This window comes from Streptomyces sp. V3I7, from assembly GCF_030817495.1.
Taxonomy (GTDB): Bacteria; Actinomycetota; Actinomycetes; order Streptomycetales; family Streptomycetaceae; genus Streptomyces.
The window spans coordinates 5,107,196-5,125,876 of record NZ_JAUSZK010000001.1; the positions used below are offsets into that span (position 1 = coordinate 5,107,196).

Sequence of the window (18,681 nt, forward strand, 5' to 3'; positions counted from 1 at the left end):
GCTCAGGCGCGGGTCGCCCACACGTAACGGTGTTCCGGGCGGCCCGCGTCGCCGTACCGGAGCGTCAGCCGGGCCCGGCCCGTGCGCTCCAGGTGCTTCAGATAGCGCTGCGCGGTCTGCCGGCTCACACCGGTCCGCTCGGCGATCTCCTGGGCCGACAGCGGGCCCTCCGCGTGCAGCAGCGTCTGCCGTACCAGCTCGGCGGTGGTGGGGGAGTGCCCCTTGGGCAGCTCGGGCTCCGACGGCGCGGACAGCGCGCCGAAGATGCGGTCCACCTCGGCCTGTTCGGCCTCCCCGCCGCCGTCCAGGGTGCGGCGCAGCCCCGCGTACGCCTCCAGCTTGACCCGCAGGCCCGCGAACGCGAACGGCTTCACCAGGTACTGGAGGGCGCCGTGCCGCATCGCCGCCTGTACGGTCGCCACGTCCCGCGCCGCGGTCACCATGATGACGTCGGTCTGATGGCCGCGCCGGCGCATCTCGCGCACGACCCTGAGCCCCGTCTCGTCAGGCAGGTAGTGGTCCATGAGGACCAGGTCGAGCCGCGGCAGCGCCTCCACCTGGCGCAGGGCCGCCGCCGCGTTGTGCGCCTCGCCGGCCACCCGGAAGCCCGGCACCTTCTCGACGTAGGCGGCGTTCACGCGCGCGACCCGGGGATCGTCGTCCACCACCAGGACCTCGATCATCGCGCCTCCTCCTCGGTGAGGGCGGCCACGCGCGCGGCGAACGCCGGGGCGGTGTCCGGTTCGGGTCCGGCGTCGGTCAGGGCCTCCGGAAGGACGACCGTGAACTCCGCGCCCCCGCCGTGCGCCTCGTCCACCTCCGCGCTGCCGCCCTGACGCTCGGCGAGCCGCCGTACCAGGGAGAGACCCAGACCGCGCTTGCCGTGCGCGGGCGGCTCCTTGGTCGACCATCCCTCGGTGAAGACCAACTCCCGCCGCTCCGCCGGGATTCCGGGGCCCGTGTCGCGCACCACCAGGACGGCCGTACGCCCCTCGGTGCGCAACTCGACCTCCACGCGCGCGTGGAGCCTGCCCGCGACGGCGTCGAGCGCGTTGTCCACCAGGTTGCCGACGACGGTGACCAGGCCCCTGGGGTCGATCAGCCGGTCCGGGAGCCGGGTGCGGTCCGAGACCCACAGGGCGACGCCGCGCTCGGCCGCCACGGTCGCCTTGCCGACCAGCAGGGCGGCGAGCAGCGGGTCCTGGATCTTCTCGGTGATCTGCTCCGCGGTGACCCGGTGGTCGCCGACCACCTCGCCGACGAACTCCACGGCGTCGTCGTACATCTCCAGTTCGAGCAGGCCCAGCAGCGTGTGCATGCGGTTGGCGTGCTCGTGGTCCTGGGCGCGCAGGGCGTCGATGAGGCCGCGGGTGGAGTCGAGTTCGCGGCCCAGTTGTTCCAGCTCGGTGCGGTCGCGCAGGGTGGCCACGGCGCCGCCGTCGTCCGTGGGCATCCGGTTGGCGACCAGGACCCGCTGGCCGCGGACGGTGAGCAGATCGGTGCCGGTCACCCGGCCGGCCAGCACGTCGGTCGTCCGGCCCGCGCCCAGCGCCGCGTCCGGAGACTGCCCGACGGCCTCGTCGCCGATGCTCAGCAGGCGCCGGGCCTCGTCGTTGAGCAGGCGGATGCGGCCGCCGCGGTCGAGGGCGACGACCCCCTCGCGGATGCCGTGCAGCATCGCCTCCCGCTCCGCGAGCAGCGCCGAGATGTCCGAGAAGGCCAGGTCCCGGGTCTGCCGGTGGACCCGCCGGGAGATCACCCAGGCCGCCAGCGCACCGACCGCGAGGGCGCCGCCCGCGTACGCGAACAGCCCGGGGATCGCGCTGAGCAGCCGGGCGCGCACGCTGTCGTACGCGATGCCCACCGAGACCGCCCCGACGATCCGGTGCCGTGCGTCGTACAACGGCACCTTCCCGCGCGCGGAGCGGCCCAGAGTGCCCTCGTCGATCTCCATGACCTGCCGGCCCGCCAGCGCCTGGCGGGGGCTGGTCGAGACGTGACCGCCGATCTCCCCGGGCGTGGTGTGCGACCAGCGGAGGCCCCGCCAGTCCATCACCACGATGTACTCGGCGTGCGTGGCCCGCCGGATCCGCTCGGCCTCCCGCTGCACCGGGCCGCCGGGAGTCGGCGGCGTGTTCAGGACGCCCTCGGCGATCTCGGGATCCTGCGCCGTGGTCTGGGCGATCGCCAGCGCGCGGCGCATCGCCTCCTCGTCCAGCTGCTTGCTCAGCGGGGCCAGGAACAGCCCGGTGGCCAGCACCGCGACCCCCGCGGCGATCGCCACCTGCATGAGCAGCACCTGCGAGAACACCCGCCGTGGCAGACCGAGGCGCAGACGTCGCGCGGGGGGAGTGGGGCTCATGACCACGACGGTACGCGCGCGGGTGGCACCTGCCGTAGGGGGTGTGGCATGGATCTCGCGATCAATTCCCGCGGGCCGGTGCGCCGTTGCGTCAGGACTTCAAGGAGACGACGACACCGCCTCCGCAGCTCCCGGGAAGTTCAGCCCGCCAGGGCCGCCGTCGTCAGCTCGCGCACGCTCACCACGTTCATTCGCGCCGGCGTACCCAGCACAGAGGCGCCGCAGCTCTCCGGGCGGGGTGGCAGGGCGGCGCTCTGGGCGACGGTCACCCGCCACGCCCGTCCGTCGGCGTGCGCCACGGTCACCTCCCAGTGGTGCGGCGCGGCCCCGTCCGTCCGTACGACGCTCAGCACGCCCGCCGTGTACTCGCCCGTCGCCTCGCGCACGGCCAGCTCGGCCGCCTGACCGGGTTTCTCCCAGGCCGAGCTCCCGCGACATCCCTCGATGACCACACGGCCCTCCTGGGCGGCGTGCAGGGCCTCCGTGACGGCGTGCGCCTCGGCGCGGCCGTACGCGTAGCCGTACGGCAGCACGAGCACTGTCGGGGCGAAGCGGTGACCACCCAGATGAGTGACCTCCCAGACGCCCTCCACGCCGGACGCCGCGAGCTCGGCCGCGAGCGGGCGGCCCAGCAGGGCACAGCAGCGGTCGCGCTTGCCATTGGTGCACACGAACGCGAGCGGCGAATCCGCGTGCGGCTCGCCGCCCAGCGCGACATCGAAGGACCGGTGGTCGCCCGCGCCGAGGGCGGCGAAGTCGAGGTCGAGCAGCTCCCGAGGGGCGCGGGTGGTGGCGCTGCGCAGCCACACCTTTCCGGGAACTGTGTGGGCGGCATACACCTGCCGCACCGGAGGCGTGCCGGGGTCGGCGTGCCGTCCGGGACGCCGGATCAGCGCGATCCGTACGCCCGTGTCCTTGGCGGCGGCCTCCAGGGCGCGGCCCAGCGTGCGGTCCAAGTGGCTCGCCGTGAGGGCCTTGGCCCCCCAGGGACCGGGCTGCTCCAGCAGCAGCCACGTCGTCGCCGTGGCCGCCGTACCGGCCATGGACTCGTCGAGGCTCTGGGAGATGGTCGCGCACCTACTCACAGAGGTGAGCCTAACCTGACTTGCCCTGCCGTGACGTCCCGCGCCCCCGTGTCCCGCTCCGGGAGGCCCTGACTCCCGTCCTAACCGGGGAGGGGCTGAGGCGGCCGCGGCCCCACGTAGTGGCCGCTCGGGCGCATCCGCAGCGGGCGCTCGCCGTACTCCTCCAGGGCGTGCGCGATCCAGCCGGCGGTGCGCGCGACCGCGAAGATCGTCTCGCCGGCCGTCGCCGGCATGCCGGAGGCGACGGTGAGGACGGCGAGGGCCAGATCGACGTTGGCGTGCAGCGGGGCGTGGCGGGCCGTGGTGGCGACGATGTCGTGGGCCGCGAGAAGGGCGGGTTCCGCCGCGGGGATCTGTTCCAGGAGAGCGAACAGGGCACGCGCGCGCGGGTCTTCACCCTGGTAGAGCCGGTGACCGAGTCCGGGGATACGGCGGCCCGCGCGGAGTTCGTCCGCGATCACCGGGACCGCGGTGCCCTGCTCGAGAACGTCGAGCAGCAGCCGGTGCGCCAGACCGCTGGCCGCGCCGTGCAACGGGCCCTCCAGGACGCCGAGTCCGGCCGAGACGGAGGCGTAGGCGTGCGCCCGGGCGGAGGCGGCGACCCGTACGGCGAGGGTCGAGGCGGCCAGGTCGTGGTCGACGAGCAGGGCGAGCGCGGTGTCGAGGGCGCGCAGCGACGTCTCGTCGGGCTCGCGCGCGGTCAGCCGGCCCCACAGACGGTGGGCCAGTGGGCCGTCGTCCCGGTGGCCGTACGGCTCGGGCGGGAGGGCGGCCACGAGCGTGGGGATGAGGACGCGCGCCGTCCCGAGCACGGCCTCCTCGGACAGGTCGAAGCGCAGGGGGTCCTCGGCCGCCGCGGCGATCGCGGCGACCCGCAACCGGTCGGTGGGAGAGGTGTGTTCGGGCAGCGCGTCGACGGCACGGCGGGCCACGGCGACGGTGGACTCGGGCGCGGTGAAGGTGACGCCGGGGCTCATCCGCCCGGTCCACAGCCACTCGGCGACCTCTTCGTAGGAGTGGTGTGCGGCGAGCTGGGTCGCGTCGACGCCCCGGAAGTAGTACCGGTCCTGGTCGATCAGCGTGATGCGGGTACGGACGGACAGCTCGCCGCCGGAACCCGGACTCCCCGCGCTGTCCCGCCTGTTGCGCCGGGCCAGGGCCTCCACCTCGGCGGCGTCGAAGGTGCTGCCGCGCCCGCCGGGTGCGCGCCGGCTGCCGAGCTGACCGCGGCTCACGTACGCGTAAACCGTCTCCGGCTTCACGCCCAGCAGTTCGGCGGTCTCCCTGGTGCTCAGCCTTCGCTCGGGGTGGTGGGGAGCGGGTTGTTGATCGCGCATGGGGGTCACCGTAGCCGCCCCCCCCGTCAAGTTGATCGAATCAATATTGACAGTTATCCAGTCAAGCATGGACAGTCGGATCAAGTCCAGGGAGGAAGAACATGTCCATCAACAGGGCCGGAGCCACCCTTGTCGACGTGCCACGCGGACTCGCGGGCGTCGTCGTCACCGACACCGAGATCGGTGACGTGCGAGGGTCCGAGGGCTTCTACCACTACCGCCAGTACTCGGCCGTCGAACTCGCGCAGACGCGCAGCTTCGAGGAGGTCTGGCAGCTGCTCGTCCACGGCGAACTGCCGGACGCGGAGCGGGGTGCGGCGTTCGCCGCGGAGACCGCGTCGCTGCGGCGGCTGCCCGACGAGGTCCGGGCGGCCCTCCCCGCGATCGCCGCGGCGAGCCGGGTGTCGGGGCCGCTGGCCGGGATGCGGACCGCGCTGTCGCTCCTGGGCGCGGCACGAGGGTTCCGGCCGGTGTACGACATCGGCGCCGACCGGCGCCGCGCGGACACCGTCGCCGCCTGCGCCGCCGTACCCACGCTGCTGACGGCGCTGTACCGGCTGGGGCAGGGGCTGGAGCCGGTGGAGCCGCGTGAGGATCTCTCGTACGCGGCCAACTACTTGTACATGTTGACGGGTGTGGAGCCGGACCCGTTGCGGGTCAGGGCGATCGAGCACTACCTGATCTCAACCATTGATCACGGATTCAATGCGTCAACGTTCACCGCGCGGGTCATCGCGTCGACGGGGGCGGATGTGGCGGCGTGCCTGGTGGGAGCCGTGGGCGCGCTGTCCGGGCCGCTGCACGGCGGTGCGCCCAGCCGGGCGCTGGACACCCTGGACGCGATAGGCACGCCGGACCGGATCGACGGCTGGATCCGCGAGCGGGTCCTCGCCGGCGACCGCATCATGGGCTTCGGCCACGCGATCTACCGTACGGAGGACCCTCGTTCACGGATGCTCCGCGACCTCGCTCGTACCTTCGGCGGCCCGCGCGTCGACTTCGCCATCGAGGTCGAACGCCACGTCGAGGCGATCCTCGCCGAACTGAAACCCGGCCGCGAACTGCACACGAACGTCGAGTTCTACGCGGGCGTGGTCATGGAACTGTGCGGCCTGCCCCGCGAGATGTTCACCCCCACGTTCGCCGCGGGCCGCGTGGTGGGCTGGAGCGCGAACATCCTGGAACAGGCGGAGGACTCGAAGATCATCCGCCCGGTGGCGCGGTACGTGGGCCCGGAGCCGGCGGTGAGGGTGCCGGCCATGAGGTGAGACGTGCGTGAGGTCCGGCGCCGGCCAGGTCGTCGGCCGGGCGGTGCGTCGCTGCGCCTCGGTGAAGAACCGGTCGAAGAGCGGAAGACGTGCGCTTTTGGTGAGTCCGGGGACAGGTCGCTCCTGTGGGCGCGTTTTCCAGACGTTGAAGGCAGAGGAGCCGTAGCGGACCGCCATCGCGCTTCTACGCCAACTGCGCTTGAGACGCCATGCGTTGGGTGCCCGGTGCGAGGCCTTCAGCGGCGTCGCCTCAGCCGACGCCGATGTCGGGTTTCCTCCCCCTCGTATCCTGGACCGGCATTCATTCCTCGTACGTACGCCGGGACGCGAGCCGGTGTGCGCGTCTGTGTGAAAGAGGTCGCACGTTGGGGCACCAGCCGCAGCAGATCCCGGTCGTCGTGCTCGCCGGATTCCTGGGCTCCGGGAAGACCACGCTCCTCAACCACCTCCTCCACCGCAGCGGAGGCAGCCGGATCGGGGCCATCGTCAACGACTTCGGGACCGTCGAGATCGACGCCATGGCCGTGGCCGGAGCGCTCGGGGACTCCACGGTCTCGCTGGGCAATGGGTGTCTGTGCTGTGCAGTTGCCGCCAGTGAACTCGACGTCTATCTCGAGCGGCTCGCCGCGCCCTCCGCCGGGATCGACGTCATCGTCATCGAGGCCAGCGGGATCGCCGAACCCCAGGAGCTCGTCCGGATGGTGCTCGCCAGTGAGCATCCCGCGATCGTCTACGGCGGGCTCGTCGAGGTCGTCGACGCCGCCGAGTTCGACGACACCCGCGCGCGGCACCCCGAGATCGACCGGCATCTCGCTCTCGCCGACCTCGTCGTCGTCAACAAGCTCGACCGGGCCGACGACGGGGAGCGGGTGCTGGGCCTGGTCCGATCGCTCACCGACCGCGCCGCCGTCATCCCCGCGACCTACGGCCGTATCGACCCCGAGTTCCTCTTCGACTGCCGGCCGAACGAGGAGCGCATCGGCCAGCTCTCCTTCGACGACCTGCACCAGCACGGCGAGGACGGGCACACCGGGCACCAGCACCTGCACACCGGCTACGACAGCCTCTCGTTCGTCTCCGACGTCCCCGTCGACCCTCGCCGGCTCATGGCCTTCCTCGACAGCCGGCCCGAAGGGCTCTACCGGATCAAGGGGTACGTCGATTTCGGCCCCAACGACCGCCGGAACCGGTACGCCGTGCACGCCGTCGGACGGTTCCTGCGGTTCGTGCCCGAGCCCTGGACCGGCGGGGACGCACGGCTCACCCAGCTCGTCCTCATCGGCTCCGGCATCGACGTGCCCGCCCTTGGCAAGGAGCTGGAGGCGTGCAAGAGCGACGCCCCGCACACCGCCGACGAGCACGGAATGTGGGGCGTCCTGCGCTACGTACGAGAACCGGAGAACGACGCCTCCGGCGAGCCGGTCTAGAACACCGGCCCCGCCACCACCGACACCGTCTTCGCCAGCGACGTACCCGAGCCGTCGCGGCGCGGATCGATCTCCGGGAGGTCGACCGGGGTGCCGTTCTTCTGCGCGGCCCGGGCCGGTACGGGGCCCGCCCACGCCAGGGCCAGGCAGTCCTCGCCCTTCAGGAAGCGCTGGCAGCGGACGCCGCCCGTGGCACGGCCCTTGCGCGGGTACTGGTCGAACGGGGTCAGCTTGGCCGTCGTATGCACCGAGTCGTCGAGCGTGCCGCGTGAGCCCGCCACCGTGAAGACCACCGCGTCCGCGGCCGGGTCGACGGCCGTGAAGGAGATGACCTTCGCGCCGTCGGTGAGCTTGATACCCGTCATGCCGCCGGCCGCACGGCCCTGCGGACGCACCTGACCCGCCTGGTAGCGCAGCAGCTGCGCGTCGTCGGTGATGAAGACCAGGTCCTCCTCGCCGGTGCGCAGCTCCATCGCGCCGACGATCCGGTCGCCCTCCTTGAGGGTGATGACCTCCAACTCCTCCTTGTTGGACGGGTAGTCGGGCACCACACGCTTGACGACGCCCTGTTCCGTGCCGAGCGCGAGGCCCGGGGAGGACTCGTCGAGCGTCGTCAGGCAGATCACCGTCTCGTCGTCCGACAGGGAGACGAACTCCGCGATCGGCGCGCCTCCGGCGAGGTTCGGCACCGCCGCCGTGTCCGGCAGCCGCGGCAGGTCGATGACGTTCAGCCGCAGCAGACGGCCGGTCGACGTCACCACGCCCACCTCGCCGAGCTGGGTCGCCGGGACCGCCGAGACGATCACGTCGTGCTTCGTGCGTGCGGCGTCCTCGTCCACGGGGTACGGCTCGGCGGTCGGGGTGCGGGCGAGCAGGCCCGTCGAGGACAGCAGGACGCGGCACGGGTCGTCCGCGACCTGGAGCGAGATCGTCGTGACCGGGGCGCCGGAGGACTCCAGCAGGATCGTACGGCGCTCGGTGCTGAACTTCTTGGCCACAGCGGCCAGTTCGGAGGAGACCAGCTTGCGCAGCTCGGCGTCCGACTCCAGGATCCGGGTCAGCTCGTCGATCTCCGTGTTCAGCCGGTCCTTCTCCGCCTCCAGCTCGATGCGGTCGTACTTGGTCAGCCGGCGCAGGGGCGTGTCGAGGATGTACTGCGTCTGGGTCTCCGACAGGCCGAAGCGCTCGATCAGGCGCTCCTTGGCCTGGGCGGAGTTCTCGCTGGAGCGGATCAGCCGGATGACCTCGTCGATGTCGACGAGCGCCGTGATCAGGCCTTCCACCAGGTGGAGGCGGTCGCGGCGCTTGGTGCGGCGGAACTCCGAGCGGCGGCGCACGACGTTGAAGCGGTGGTCGAGGTAGACCTCCAGCAGCTCCTTCAGGCCCAGCGTGAGCGGCTGGCCGTCGACCAGCGCCACGTTGTTGATGCCGAAGGACTCCTCCATGGGCGTCAGCTTGTACAGCTGCTCCAGGACGGCCTCCGGCACGAAGCCGTTCTTGATCTCGATGACCAGGCGCAGGCCGTGGGCGCGGTCGGTGAGGTCCTTGACGTCGGCGATGCCCTGGAGCTTCTTCGAGCCGACCAGGTCCTTGATCTTGGCGATCACCTTCTCCGGGCCGACCGTGAAGGGCAGCTCGGTGACGATGAGGCCCTTGCGGCGCGCCGTCACGTTCTCCACCGCCACCGTGGCGCGGATCTTGAACGTGCCACGGCCCGTCTCGTACGCGTCGCGGATGCCGGTCAGGCCGACGATCCTGCCGCCGGTGGGCAGGTCGGGGCCCGGGACGTGCTTCATCAGCGCGTCCAGATCCGCGTTCGGGTGGCGGATCAGATGGCGGGCGGCCGCGATGACCTCGCCGAGGTTGTGCGGCGGCATGTTCGTGGCCATGCCGACCGCGATGCCGGAGGCGCCGTTCACCAGCAGGTTCGGGAAGGCGGCGGGCAGGGCCACCGGCTCCTGCTCCTGGCCGTCGTAATTGGGCGCGAAGTCGACCGTGTCCTCGTCGATCGAGTCGGTCATCAGGCTCGTGGCCGGGGCCATCCGGCACTCGGTGTACCGCATGGCGGCCGGCGGGTCGTCGTTGCCCAGCGAACCGAAGTTGCCGTGCCCGTCGATCAGCGGGACGCGCATCGAGAAACCCTGGGCCATGCGCACCAGGGCGTCGTAGATCGAGGCGTCGCCGTGCGGGTGGAGCTTGCCCATGACGTCGCCGACGACGCGGGCGCACTTCACGTAGCCGCGCTCGGGGCGCAGGCCCATCTCGTTCATCTGGTAGACGATGCGGCGGTGCACCGGCTTGAGTCCGTCGCGGGCGTCGGGCAGCGCGCGGGAGTAGATGACCGAATACGCGTACTCGAGGTACGAGCCCTGCATCTCGTCCACGACGTCGATGTCGAGGATCTTCTCCTCGTACGACTCGTCGGACGGCGGGGTCTTCGTGCTGCGGCGGGCCATCGCTGCCAGGCTCCTTGCTGAAGCGTGAACGGGATCTTACGCGGACCATTGTGGACCGCGGCACTGACAACCCGGGCCGGAGCCCGGTGCTCAGGGGCCGCCCCGACGTCGGAAGGCGCCGCGGGTGGCCGCGCCGCGGCACGACTCACGCAGGCTACGCGATCCGCTGTGGGCGTACGTCCCCCGGGAACTTCGCCGGGGGTCCGCACGCTTGCATACAGTGGCAGGACCGGCAGGAAATCCGCGGTTTTTTCCAGGACCGCACCGCGATCGAAGGGACGTACATGCCCATGGGTCACACGGCCACAGCCGAGTCAGGCTCCGGGGGCCTGACCGCGACCGAGCACCGCCTGGCCAACGGCCTGCGCGTGGTGCTCTCCGAGGACCATCTGACCCCGGTCGCGGCGGTCTGCCTCTGGTACGACGTCGGTTCCCGGCACGAAGTCAAGGGGCGCACCGGTCTGGCTCACCTCTTCGAGCACCTGATGTTCCAGGGCTCCGGGCAGGTGAAGGGCAACGGCCACTTCGAGCTGGTGCAGGGCGCCGGCGGCTCGCTCAACGGCACCACCAGCTTCGAGCGCACCAACTACTTCGAGACGATGCCCGCCCACCAGCTGGAGCTCGCCCTCTGGCTGGAGGCCGACCGCATGGGCTCCCTCCTCGCCGCCCTGGACGACGAGTCCATGGAGAACCAGCGGGACGTCGTCAAGAACGAGCGCCGCCAGCGCTACGACAACGTGCCCTACGGCACCGCGTTCGAGAAGCTGACCGCCCTCTCCTACCCGGAGGGCCACCCGTACCACCACACGCCGATCGGCTCCATGGCGGACCTGGACGCGGCGACGCTGGAGGACGCGCGCCAGTTCTTCCGCACGTACTACGCGCCCAACAACGCGGTCCTGTCGGTGGTCGGCGACATCGACCCCGAGCAGACGCTCGCCTGGATCGAGAGGTACTTCGGCTCGATCCCCTCGCACGACGGCAAGCCCGAGCCCCGCGACGGCTCCCTGCCGGAGATCCACGGCGAGCAGCTGCGCGAGGTCGTCGTCGAGGAGGTCCCGGCCCGCGCGCTGATGGCCGCCTACCGGCTCCCGCACGACGGCACGCGCGCGTGCGACGCGGCCGACGTGGCGCTCACCATCCTCGGCGGCGGCGAGTCCTCCCGCCTGTACAACCGGCTCGTACGCCGCGACCGTACGGCTGTCGCGGCCGGGTTCGGGCTGCTGCGGCTGGCCGGGGCGCCGTCGCTGGGCTGGCTGGACGTGAAGACCTCCGGCGACGTCGAGGTGCCGGTCATCGAGACCGCCATCGACGAGGAGCTCGCCCGCTTCGCGGCGGAAGGCCCCACGCCCGAGGAAATGGAGCGCGCCCAGGCCCAGTTGGAGCGCGAGTGGCTGGACCGGCTCGGCACGGTCGCGGGCCGCGCCGACGAACTGTGCCGCTACGCCGTCCTGTTCGGCGACCCGCAGCTCGCCCTGACCGCCGTCCAGCGCGTCCTGGAGGTGACCCCGGAGGAGGTCCAGGAGGTCGCCAAGGCCCGGCTGCGCCCGGACAACCGCGCGGTGCTCGTCTACGAGCCGCTGTCGGCGGAGTCCGCGGAGCACACCGAGGAGGCGGGGCGCGGCGAGGACCCGGAGCAGGAAGCCACCGTAGAGGCCGGCAACAACCACGAGGAGGCGGCCAAGTGACCGAGCTCGCCGCGATGGAGTTCCACCCCCAGCCCCAGGCGGGCGAGGCGAAGCCGTGGGCCTTCCCGGCCCCCGAGCGCGGCACGCTGGACAACGGCCTGACCGTCCTGCGCTGCCACCGCCCCGGCCAGCAGGTCGTCGCCGTCGAGGTGCTGCTGGACGCGCCCCTGGACGCCGAGCCGGCAGGCTTCGACGGCGTCGCCACGATCATGGCGCGTGCCTTCTCCGAAGGCACGGACAAGCACTCCGCCGAGGAGTTCGCCGCCGAGCTGGAGCGCTGCGGCGCCACCCTCGACGCGCACGCCGACCACCCCGGCGTCCGCGTCAGCCTGGAGGTCCCGGCCTCCCGTCTCGGCAAGGCGCTCGGCCTGCTCGCCGACGCCCTGAAGGCGCCCGCGTTCGACGGCGACGAGGTCGAGCGGCTGGTCCGCAACCGCCTCGACGAGATCCCGCACGAGCTGGCCAACCCCTCCCGCCGCGCCGCCAAGGAGCTGTCCCGGCAGCTGTTCCCGGCCACCGCGCGCATGTCGCGCCCGCGCCAGGGCACCGAGGACACGGTCGCCAAGATCGACGCCGCGGCCGTACGCGCCTTCTACGACCGGCACGTCCGGCCCGCCACCGGGACCGCCGTGGTCGTCGGCGACCTCACCGGCATCGACCTGGACGCGCTGCTCGGCGAGACCCTGGGCTCCTGGACCGGCTCCTCGGCCCAGCCGCGGCCCGTGCCGCCGGTGAGCGCCGACGACACCGGCCGCGTCGTCATCGTGGACCGGCCCGGCGCCGTCCAGACGCAGCTGCTCATCGGCCGTGTCGGCGCCGACCGGCACGACCGCGTGTGGCCGGCCCAGGTGCTCGGCACGTACTGCCTCGGCGGCACCCTCACCTCCCGCCTGGACCGCGTCCTGCGCGAGGAGAAGGGCTACACCTACGGAGTGCGCGCGTTCGGGCAGGTCCTGCGGTCCGCCCCGGACGGTACGGGCGCCTCGATGCTCGCCATCAGCGGTTCCGTCGACACCCCGAACACCGGCCCGGCGCTCCAGGACCTGTGGACGGTGCTGCGCAAGCTGGCCGAGGAGGGCCTCACGGACGCCGAGCGCGACGTCGCCGTGCAGAACCTCGTCGGGGTGGCGCCGCTGCGGTACGAGACCGCGGCGGCCGTGGCCGGCACGCTGGCCGACCAGGTCGAGCAGCACCTGCCCGACGACTTCCAGGCCACGCTCTACCGGCAGCTCACCGCCACCGGCACCGTCGAGGCCACCGCCGCCGCGGTGAACGCCTTCCCGGTGGACCGCCTGGTGACCGTCCTCGTCGGTGACGCGGCCCAGATCAAGGAGCCGGTCGAGGCCCTCGGCATCGGCGAGGTCACGGTCGTGTCGGCCGAGTAGCGAACGCCTCCGCGCGCGTGGGGACCTGGTGACGGAATCCATCACCAGGTCCCCTTTGTGCGGCGGCCCTTATATGGGTATCTCGCCCCTCGCCCGCTGAATTGTCCGAATTGGGGCGGGGGTTGCCCGTCTGCCCTGTGGCATGCGCTACAAAAGTCCTGTTCCGTTTGGGTTTTGAAAGTGGCCCCCCTTAGCGTCGTCCGGGCTGTTCGTCAGGCAGTGCGCCGCGCCCGCGGCACCGGACAGTCATCGCCGAGTCCCCTACGGCGCGAGCCAGGGGAGCCGGGGACCCACCGCGGTCCCCCGGGGTGAATCGGACGCCCGCGCCCAGCGAGGGGGTCCGTAGGAGACCTTCCTGCTCCGAACCCTCCCCCAGGGCCTGAACGGCCTGGGGGGACCCCACCGCTGACCCGGTAGGCGAGAAGGAAGGAAAGGACCAGCCACTTCATGGCGTTCACCCGCGCCACCGGGAAGCACCGCCGTCCGGGCCGGATGCACCGCACCACCGCCCGCGCGGCGGGCGTCGCGGCCCTCGCGACCACCGGCGTCGTCGGCACGCTCGCCGCCCCGGCGCTCGCCGCGGAGTCCTCCGCCGAGCAGACCGGTCTCATCCCCGTGATCGCCCTCGGCGACTCGGTCGCCGAGCAGATAGGCGCCCAGGCCGCGGCCCAGGAGCACGCGGCCGAGGAGAAGGCGGCCGAGAAGGCCGCGCGTGAGGCGGCGAAGAGGGCCGCGAAGAAGCGCGCGGCCGCCGTGCGCGCCGCGCGCGAGGCCGAGCGCAAGCGCCTGCTCACCATGTTCGTCGCGCCGATCACGGACTCGTACGTCTCCACCGGCTACAAGACCGGCGGCTCCCTGTGGTCCTCCGGCTCCCACACCGGCATCGACTTCCACGCCGCCAGCGGCACCCCCGTCCACGCGGTCGGCTCCGGCACGGTCGTGTCGGCCGGCTGGGGAGGGGCGTACGGCAACCAGGTCGTGATCCGGATGGCCGACGGCATGTACACGATGTACGGCCACCTGTCGTCGATCGGCGTCTCGGTCGGCGAGCACGTGACCCGGGGCCACCAGATCGGCCTCTCCGGCGCGACCGGCAACGTCACCGGCCCGCACCTGCACTTCGAGGCGCGGACGAGCCCCGACTACGGCTCCGACGTCGACCCCGTCGGCTACCTCCGCGAGCACGGCCTGAACGTCTGACGCACGCCGGCGGACCATCCCGCCCTGCGAACGCCCCGGCTCCCGAGCCGGGGCGTTCGCTTTTCCCGGGCGCCTCGTTGTCGCCCGGGCGTCTCATTGTCCAAAAACCGGCCATGAATTCAGGACCGCCGTCCGGCGTCCCCGCTCATTGTCATAGAGTCGGTGAAACGCCAGTGGAAAACACTGAACACGCGTCAACCGTTCGGCGTTTCACGGGGAATTCAGGCGGAGGTCGGTCATGCGTATTCCGGCGCACTCGGTGTGCGCGGCGATCCGGGACGACATCGTCGGCGGCGTCCACGCGCGCGGGAGCCGGCTCACCGAGGAACTCCTCGCGCGCCGCTACGGCGTCTCCCGCGTCCCCGTCCGCGAGGCCCTGCGCACGCTGGAGGCGGAGGGCTTCGTGGTGACCCGGCGGCACGCGGGCGCGTGCGTCGCCGAACCGAGCGAGCAGGAGGCCGCCGACCTGCTGGAGATGCGCCTGCTCCTGGAGCCGCTGTGCGCCTCCCGGGCCGCCCGGCGGCGCACCGACGCGCACCTCAAGGTGCTGCGCGGCCTGGTCAGGCTCGGTCAGGAGCGGGCGGCACAGGGCCACAGCGGCGATCTGCGCGCCCTGGACGGCTGGTTCCACGAGACGCTCGCCCGGGCGTGCGCCAGCCCCGCCCTGACCTCGGTGCTCACCCAGGTACGGCACAAGATCGCGTGGATGTACGCGGTGGACGTGCCCGCCGGCCCCGTGGAGTCCTGGGCGGAGTACGGCGCCGTCGTCGACGCCGTGGCGCGCGGTGACGGTGAACGCGCGCGGGCGCTCACCGCCCGGCACGCCGAGCGCGCGACGGCCGCGTACCGGCTCCGGTTCACCTCCGGCGGCGAGCGCGCGGAGCGCGTGAGGACAACGCAACGTGCCGTAAACACACCGAGCCTGCGGCATTAACACGGGCGCCGTATACAAAGAGCGGGTATTCGGTGGGTGCGCCAATTCCGGTGCCCTTGGGCGCGTACGCCGTGAATTCCGTCGGGCGGGCGGGAAATGCCGAAGGTCGGGACGCGCGGGAAATGCCGAAGCCGCGCCATCCCATTCCGGGTGACGCGGCTCCGGTGCCGCCGTCGTACCGCTCAGACGGTCTCGGGAAGTTCCTCCAGCCCCTCGGCGACCAGCTTCGCCAGCCGGTCCAGAGCGGCCTCCGCGTCCTCGGCGTCGGAGGTCAGGACGACCTCCTCGCCGCCCAGCGCGCCCAGACTCAGGACGGCCAGCATGGAGGCCGCGTTGACCGGCGTGCCGCCGGGCTTGGCGATCGTCACCGGCACGCCGGAGGCCGTGGCGGCTCGGACGAAGATGGAGGCGGGGCGGGCATGGAGGCCCTCGGCCCAGCCGATGTTGACGCGGCGCTCAGCCATGTGTCTGCCCTTCGGTGTCAGGGTCGTCGTCCAGACCAGCTCTCGGACCAGCTTTACAGATCGGGCCGCGTGCCCGAAGCGGTCCCTCCTCCCGTCCTCCCGTGTCGCCGCGGCACACCGCGGTCCAACTCCCGTTCCCCGCACACGACCTCCCGCCGATGTCGGCGCTGCGCCGTACGCTGGAGCCCATGCAGACCCCGGCCGACCGGCAGGACCGGCACGAGTACCCCGCCCACTGGGAGGCGGACGTGGTGCTGCGCGACGGGGGCACCGCGCGCGTGCGGCCCATCACCGCCGACGACGCCGAACGCCTCGTCAGCTTCTACGAGCAGGTCTCGGACGAGTCGAAGTACTACCGCTTCTTCGCGCCCTACCCGCGCCTGTCCGCCAAGGACGTCCACCGCTTCACCCATCACGACTTCGTGGACCGGGTGGGCCTCGCGGCCACGATCGGCGGCGAGTTCATCGCCACCGTGCGCTACGACCGCATCGACGCCGCCGGCCGGGCCGCCTCCGCCCCGGCCGACGAGGCCGAGGTCGCCTTCCTGGTGCAGGACGCGCACCACGGGCGCGGCGTCGCCTCCGCCCTCCTCGAACACATCGCCGCCGTCGCGCGCGAGCGCGGCATCCGCCGGTTCGCCGCGGAGGTGCTGCCGGCCAACACCAAGATGATCAAGGTGTTCACGGACGCCGGGTACACCCAGAAGCGCAGCTTCGAGGACGGCGTCGTACGCCTGGAGCTGGACCTCGAACCCACCGACCGCTCGCTCGCCGTGCAGCGCGCGCGGGAGCAGCGCGCCGAGGCCCGGTCGGTACGGCGGCTGCTGGTTCCCGGCTCCGTCGCGGTCGTCGGCGTGGGCCGCACGCCCGGCGGGGTGGGCCGCAGCGTCCTCACCAACCTCCGCGACGCCGGCTTCACCGGCGCGCTGTACGCGGTCAACCAGGCCTTCCCGGCGGAGCTGAAGGACATCGACGGGGTGCCCGCGCACCGTACGGTGCGGGACATCGAGGGGCCCGTGGACGTCGCGGTCGTCGCCGTCCCGGCCGAACAGGTGCCCCAGGTGATCGCCGACTGCGGCGAACACGGGGTGCAAGGGCTCGTGGTCCTCTCCGCTGGGTACGCGGAAGGCGGTCCCGAGGGGCGCGAGCGCCAGCGCGAACTCGTCCGGCACGCGCGCGCGTACGGCATGCGGATCATCGGGCCGAACGCCTTCGGGATCATCAACACCTCCCGCGAGGTGCGGCTCAACGCCTCGCTGGCACCCGAGATGCCGCGCCCCGGCCGGATCGGGCTCTTCGCCCAGTCCGGTGCCATCGCCATCGCCCTGCTGTCGCGGCTGCACCGGCGCGGGGGAGGGGTCACCGGGGTCACGGGCGTGTCGACCTTCGTGTCGTCCGGCAACCGGGCGGACGTCTCCGGCAACGACCTCATCCAGTACTGGGACGACGACCCCGACACCGACGTCGTCCTCATGTACCTGGAGTCCATCGGCAACCCGCGCAAGTTCACCCGCCTCGCCCGGCGCACCGCCGCCACGAAACCGCTGGTCGTCGTGCTGGGCTCCGGCTCCGCACCGACCGGGCACGCCGTACGGTCCTCCCGGCTGCCGCAGGCCACCGTGTCCGCGCTGCTGCGCCAGGCCGGCGTGATCCGGGTGGACACGGTCACCGAGCTGGTCGACGCGGGTCTGCTCCTCGCCCGGCAGCCGCTGCCGCGCGGGCCGAGGGTGGCGATCCTCGGCAACTCCGAGTCGCTGGGGCAGCTGACCTACGACGCCTGCCGCTCCGAGGGCCTGCGCCCCTCGCCCCCGCTGGACCTGACCACGCAGGCGAGCGCCGCCGACTTCCACCGGGCACTGGCGCGGGCGCTGGCGGACGACGCCTGCGACGCCGTGATCGTCACCGCGATCCCGGTGGTCGGGGAGGCATCGCCCGACGACGCGGAGCTGGCCGAGGCGCTGCGGTCGGCCACGGCGGCGGCGCCCGCCAAGCCGGTCCTCGTCGTGCACGTGGAGCTGGGCGGCCTCGCGGAGGCGCTGTCGGCCGCGACGAGCACCGCACCCCAGGCTCCGACGATCCTCCCGGCCGACCCCCTGCCCACCAAGACCCCCGCCTCTGGCATCCCGGAGCACCGCCACATCCCCGCCTACCCCGCCGCCGAGCGGGCCGTCCGCGCTCTCGCCGAGGCCGTGAAGTACGCCCAGTGGCGGCGGGAGGCCGCCGATCCGGGGAAGGTGCCCGAGTACGACGACATCGACGAGAAGGGCGCCGCCGCGCTGATCGACGGGCTCCTCGCGCGCGGGCAGGGCCTCACGCTCGGCGCCGAGGCGGCTCACGAGCTGCTCGGCATGTACGGCATCCAGGTCCGTCGCGCGCTGCCCGCCCCGACCCCCGACGCCGCCGCCGAGGCCGCCCGCAGGCTCGGCTACCCCGTCGTCCTCAAGGCCACCGCCCCGCACCTGCGTCACCGCGCCGACCTGGGCGGCGTACGCCTGGACCTGTCGAACGAGGAGCAACTGCGCCGGGCGTACGCCGAGTTGACCGAGCTGTTCGGCAAGCCGCAGGAGCTGCGGCCGGTGGTACAGGCGATGGCGCCCAGGGGCGTGGACACGGTCGTACGGGCCGTCATCGATCCGGCGGCCGGAGCCGTGCTGTCCTTCGGGCTGGCCGGGGCCGCCTCGCAACTGCTCGGCGACATGGCGCACCGGCTCGTCCCGGTCACCGACCGCGAGGCGACCTCGCTGGTGCGCTCGATCCGGACGGCACCGCTCCTGTTCGGCTGGCGCGGCTCGACACCGGTCGACACCCCCGCGCTGGAGGAGCTGCTGCTACGGGTGTCCCGTCTGGTCGACGACCATCCCGAAGTGGTCGCGGTCACCCTGGAACCGGTCGTCGTCGCCGAACACGGCCTGAGCGTCCTCGGCGCGACCGTCCGCCTCGCACCACCGCCGGCCCGCGACGACCAACAGGGGCCGCGCAGGTTGCCGGCGTACTAGCCGACGTACCAGCTGCCGGTCGTTCGCGCCGGAGGCGCCCGGTGCCCGCGACTGGCCCGGAGCGCCCTGGCCCACCGAT

General features: G+C 72.6%; 13 protein-coding genes. 7 read left to right on the plus strand and 6 right to left on the minus strand.

Annotation, left to right across the window (positions count from 1 at the left end; genetic code table 11):
- Positions 1–2: 2 nt before the first annotated feature.
- The 4 genes from QFZ74_RS23845 to QFZ74_RS23860 form a co-directional block, all read right to left on the minus strand.
- On the minus strand, positions 3–683 hold the full coding sequence (locus QFZ74_RS23845) for a response regulator (protein ID WP_307622853.1): 681 nt from the start codon (positions 681–683) through the stop codon (positions 3–5).
- A complete protein-coding gene (locus QFZ74_RS23850; protein ID WP_307622854.1) occupies positions 680–2,362 on the minus strand; it encodes a sensor histidine kinase in 1,683 nt (560 codons plus the stop codon). The genes QFZ74_RS23845 and QFZ74_RS23850 overlap by 4 nt, the downstream gene beginning before the upstream one ends.
- A 140-nt stretch (positions 2,363–2,502) precedes the next feature.
- On the minus strand, positions 2,503–3,447 hold the full coding sequence (locus QFZ74_RS23855; RefSeq protein WP_307622855.1) for a sucrase ferredoxin: 945 nt from the start codon (positions 3,445–3,447) through the stop codon (positions 2,503–2,505).
- Positions 3,448–3,527: 80 nt separating this feature from the next.
- Positions 3,528–4,784, minus strand: coding sequence for a citrate synthase (locus QFZ74_RS23860; protein WP_307622857.1), 1,257 nt, complete (start codon positions 4,782–4,784; stop codon positions 3,528–3,530).
- 101 nt (positions 4,785–4,885) lie between these two features.
- Between QFZ74_RS23860 and QFZ74_RS23865 the strand changes: the two genes are divergently transcribed.
- Positions 4,886–6,052: a citrate synthase/methylcitrate synthase gene (locus QFZ74_RS23865; protein ID WP_307622858.1), complete on the plus strand. Its 1,167-nt coding sequence runs from the start codon at positions 4,886–4,888 to the stop codon at positions 6,050–6,052.
- A gap of 365 nt (positions 6,053–6,417) precedes the next feature.
- Positions 6,418–7,479, plus strand: a complete 1,062-nt coding sequence (locus QFZ74_RS23870) for a GTP-binding protein (protein WP_307622859.1) — start codon at positions 6,418–6,420, stop codon at positions 7,477–7,479.
- Here the strand turns inward: QFZ74_RS23870 and QFZ74_RS23875 are convergent.
- Entirely contained in the window at positions 7,476–9,935 is a 2,460-nt protein-coding gene (locus QFZ74_RS23875; protein WP_307622860.1) for a DNA topoisomerase (ATP-hydrolyzing) subunit A, read from the minus strand. The genes QFZ74_RS23870 and QFZ74_RS23875 overlap by 4 nt on opposite strands.
- A 284-nt stretch (positions 9,936–10,219) precedes the next feature.
- Between QFZ74_RS23875 and QFZ74_RS23880 the strand changes: the two genes are divergently transcribed.
- The 4 genes from QFZ74_RS23880 to QFZ74_RS23895 all read left to right on the plus strand — a co-directional run bounded on the left by QFZ74_RS23880 (position 10,220) and on the right by QFZ74_RS23895 (position 15,142).
- Positions 10,220–11,623 carry a pitrilysin family protein gene (locus QFZ74_RS23880; protein WP_307622861.1) on the plus strand — a complete coding sequence of 468 codons (1,404 nt, stop codon included), beginning with the start codon at positions 10,220–10,222 and terminating at the stop codon, positions 11,621–11,623.
- Positions 11,620–13,008 carry a pitrilysin family protein gene (locus QFZ74_RS23885; RefSeq protein WP_307622862.1) on the plus strand — a complete coding sequence of 463 codons (1,389 nt, stop codon included), beginning with the start codon at positions 11,620–11,622 and terminating at the stop codon, positions 13,006–13,008. Before QFZ74_RS23880 ends, QFZ74_RS23885 begins: the two co-directional genes overlap by 4 nt.
- Positions 13,009–13,455: 447 nt before the next feature.
- Positions 13,456–14,208 carry a M23 family metallopeptidase gene (locus tag QFZ74_RS23890; RefSeq protein WP_307622863.1) on the plus strand — a complete coding sequence of 251 codons (753 nt, stop codon included), beginning with the start codon at positions 13,456–13,458 and terminating at the stop codon, positions 14,206–14,208.
- Positions 14,209–14,446: 238 nt separating this feature from the next.
- Positions 14,447–15,142: a GntR family transcriptional regulator gene (locus QFZ74_RS23895; protein ID WP_307622864.1), complete on the plus strand. Its 696-nt coding sequence runs from the start codon at positions 14,447–14,449 to the stop codon at positions 15,140–15,142.
- Between the two features lie 182 nt (positions 15,143–15,324).
- On the opposite strand, the gene QFZ74_RS23900 is transcribed toward QFZ74_RS23895, so the two are convergent.
- The gene (locus QFZ74_RS23900; protein ID WP_307622865.1) at positions 15,325–15,606 is read right to left on the minus strand and encodes an HPr family phosphocarrier protein; all 282 of its coding nucleotides are present in this window, start codon (positions 15,604–15,606) and stop codon (positions 15,325–15,327) included.
- Positions 15,607–15,794: 188 nt separating this feature from the next.
- On the opposite strand from QFZ74_RS23900, the gene QFZ74_RS23905 reads away from it, so the two are divergent.
- Complete coding sequence (locus QFZ74_RS23905; RefSeq protein WP_307624262.1) at positions 15,795–18,602, plus strand: bifunctional GNAT family N-acetyltransferase/acetate--CoA ligase family protein; 2,808 nt, start codon at positions 15,795–15,797, stop codon at positions 18,600–18,602.
- Positions 18,603–18,681: the final 79 nt, after the last annotated feature.

Excerpts from the sequence above, each read along its gene's own strand:
- QFZ74_RS23845 (WP_307622853.1), bottom strand. The coding sequence starts at position 683 with ATGATCGAGGTCCTGGTGGTGGACGACGATCCCCGGGTCGCGCGCGTG.
- QFZ74_RS23850 (WP_307622854.1), bottom strand. The coding sequence starts at position 2,362 with ATGAGCCCCACTCCCCCCGCGCGACGTCTGCGCCTCGGTCTGCCACGG.
- QFZ74_RS23860 (WP_307622857.1), bottom strand. The coding sequence starts at position 4,784 with ATGCGCGATCAACAACCCGCTCCCCACCACCCCGAGCGAAGGCTGAGC.
- QFZ74_RS23865 (WP_307622858.1), top strand. The coding sequence starts at position 4,886 with ATGTCCATCAACAGGGCCGGAGCCACCCTTGTCGACGTGCCACGCGGA.
- QFZ74_RS23875 (WP_307622860.1), bottom strand. The coding sequence starts at position 9,935 with ATGGCCCGCCGCAGCACGAAGACCCCGCCGTCCGACGAGTCGTACGAG.
- QFZ74_RS23880 (WP_307622861.1), top strand. The coding sequence starts at position 10,220 with ATGCCCATGGGTCACACGGCCACAGCCGAGTCAGGCTCCGGGGGCCTG.
- QFZ74_RS23890 (WP_307622863.1), top strand. The coding sequence starts at position 13,456 with ATGGCGTTCACCCGCGCCACCGGGAAGCACCGCCGTCCGGGCCGGATG.
- QFZ74_RS23895 (WP_307622864.1), top strand. The coding sequence starts at position 14,447 with ATGCGTATTCCGGCGCACTCGGTGTGCGCGGCGATCCGGGACGACATC.
- QFZ74_RS23900 (WP_307622865.1), bottom strand. The coding sequence starts at position 15,606 with ATGGCTGAGCGCCGCGTCAACATCGGCTGGGCCGAGGGCCTCCATGCC.
- QFZ74_RS23905 (WP_307624262.1), top strand. The coding sequence starts at position 15,795 with ATGCAGACCCCGGCCGACCGGCAGGACCGGCACGAGTACCCCGCCCAC.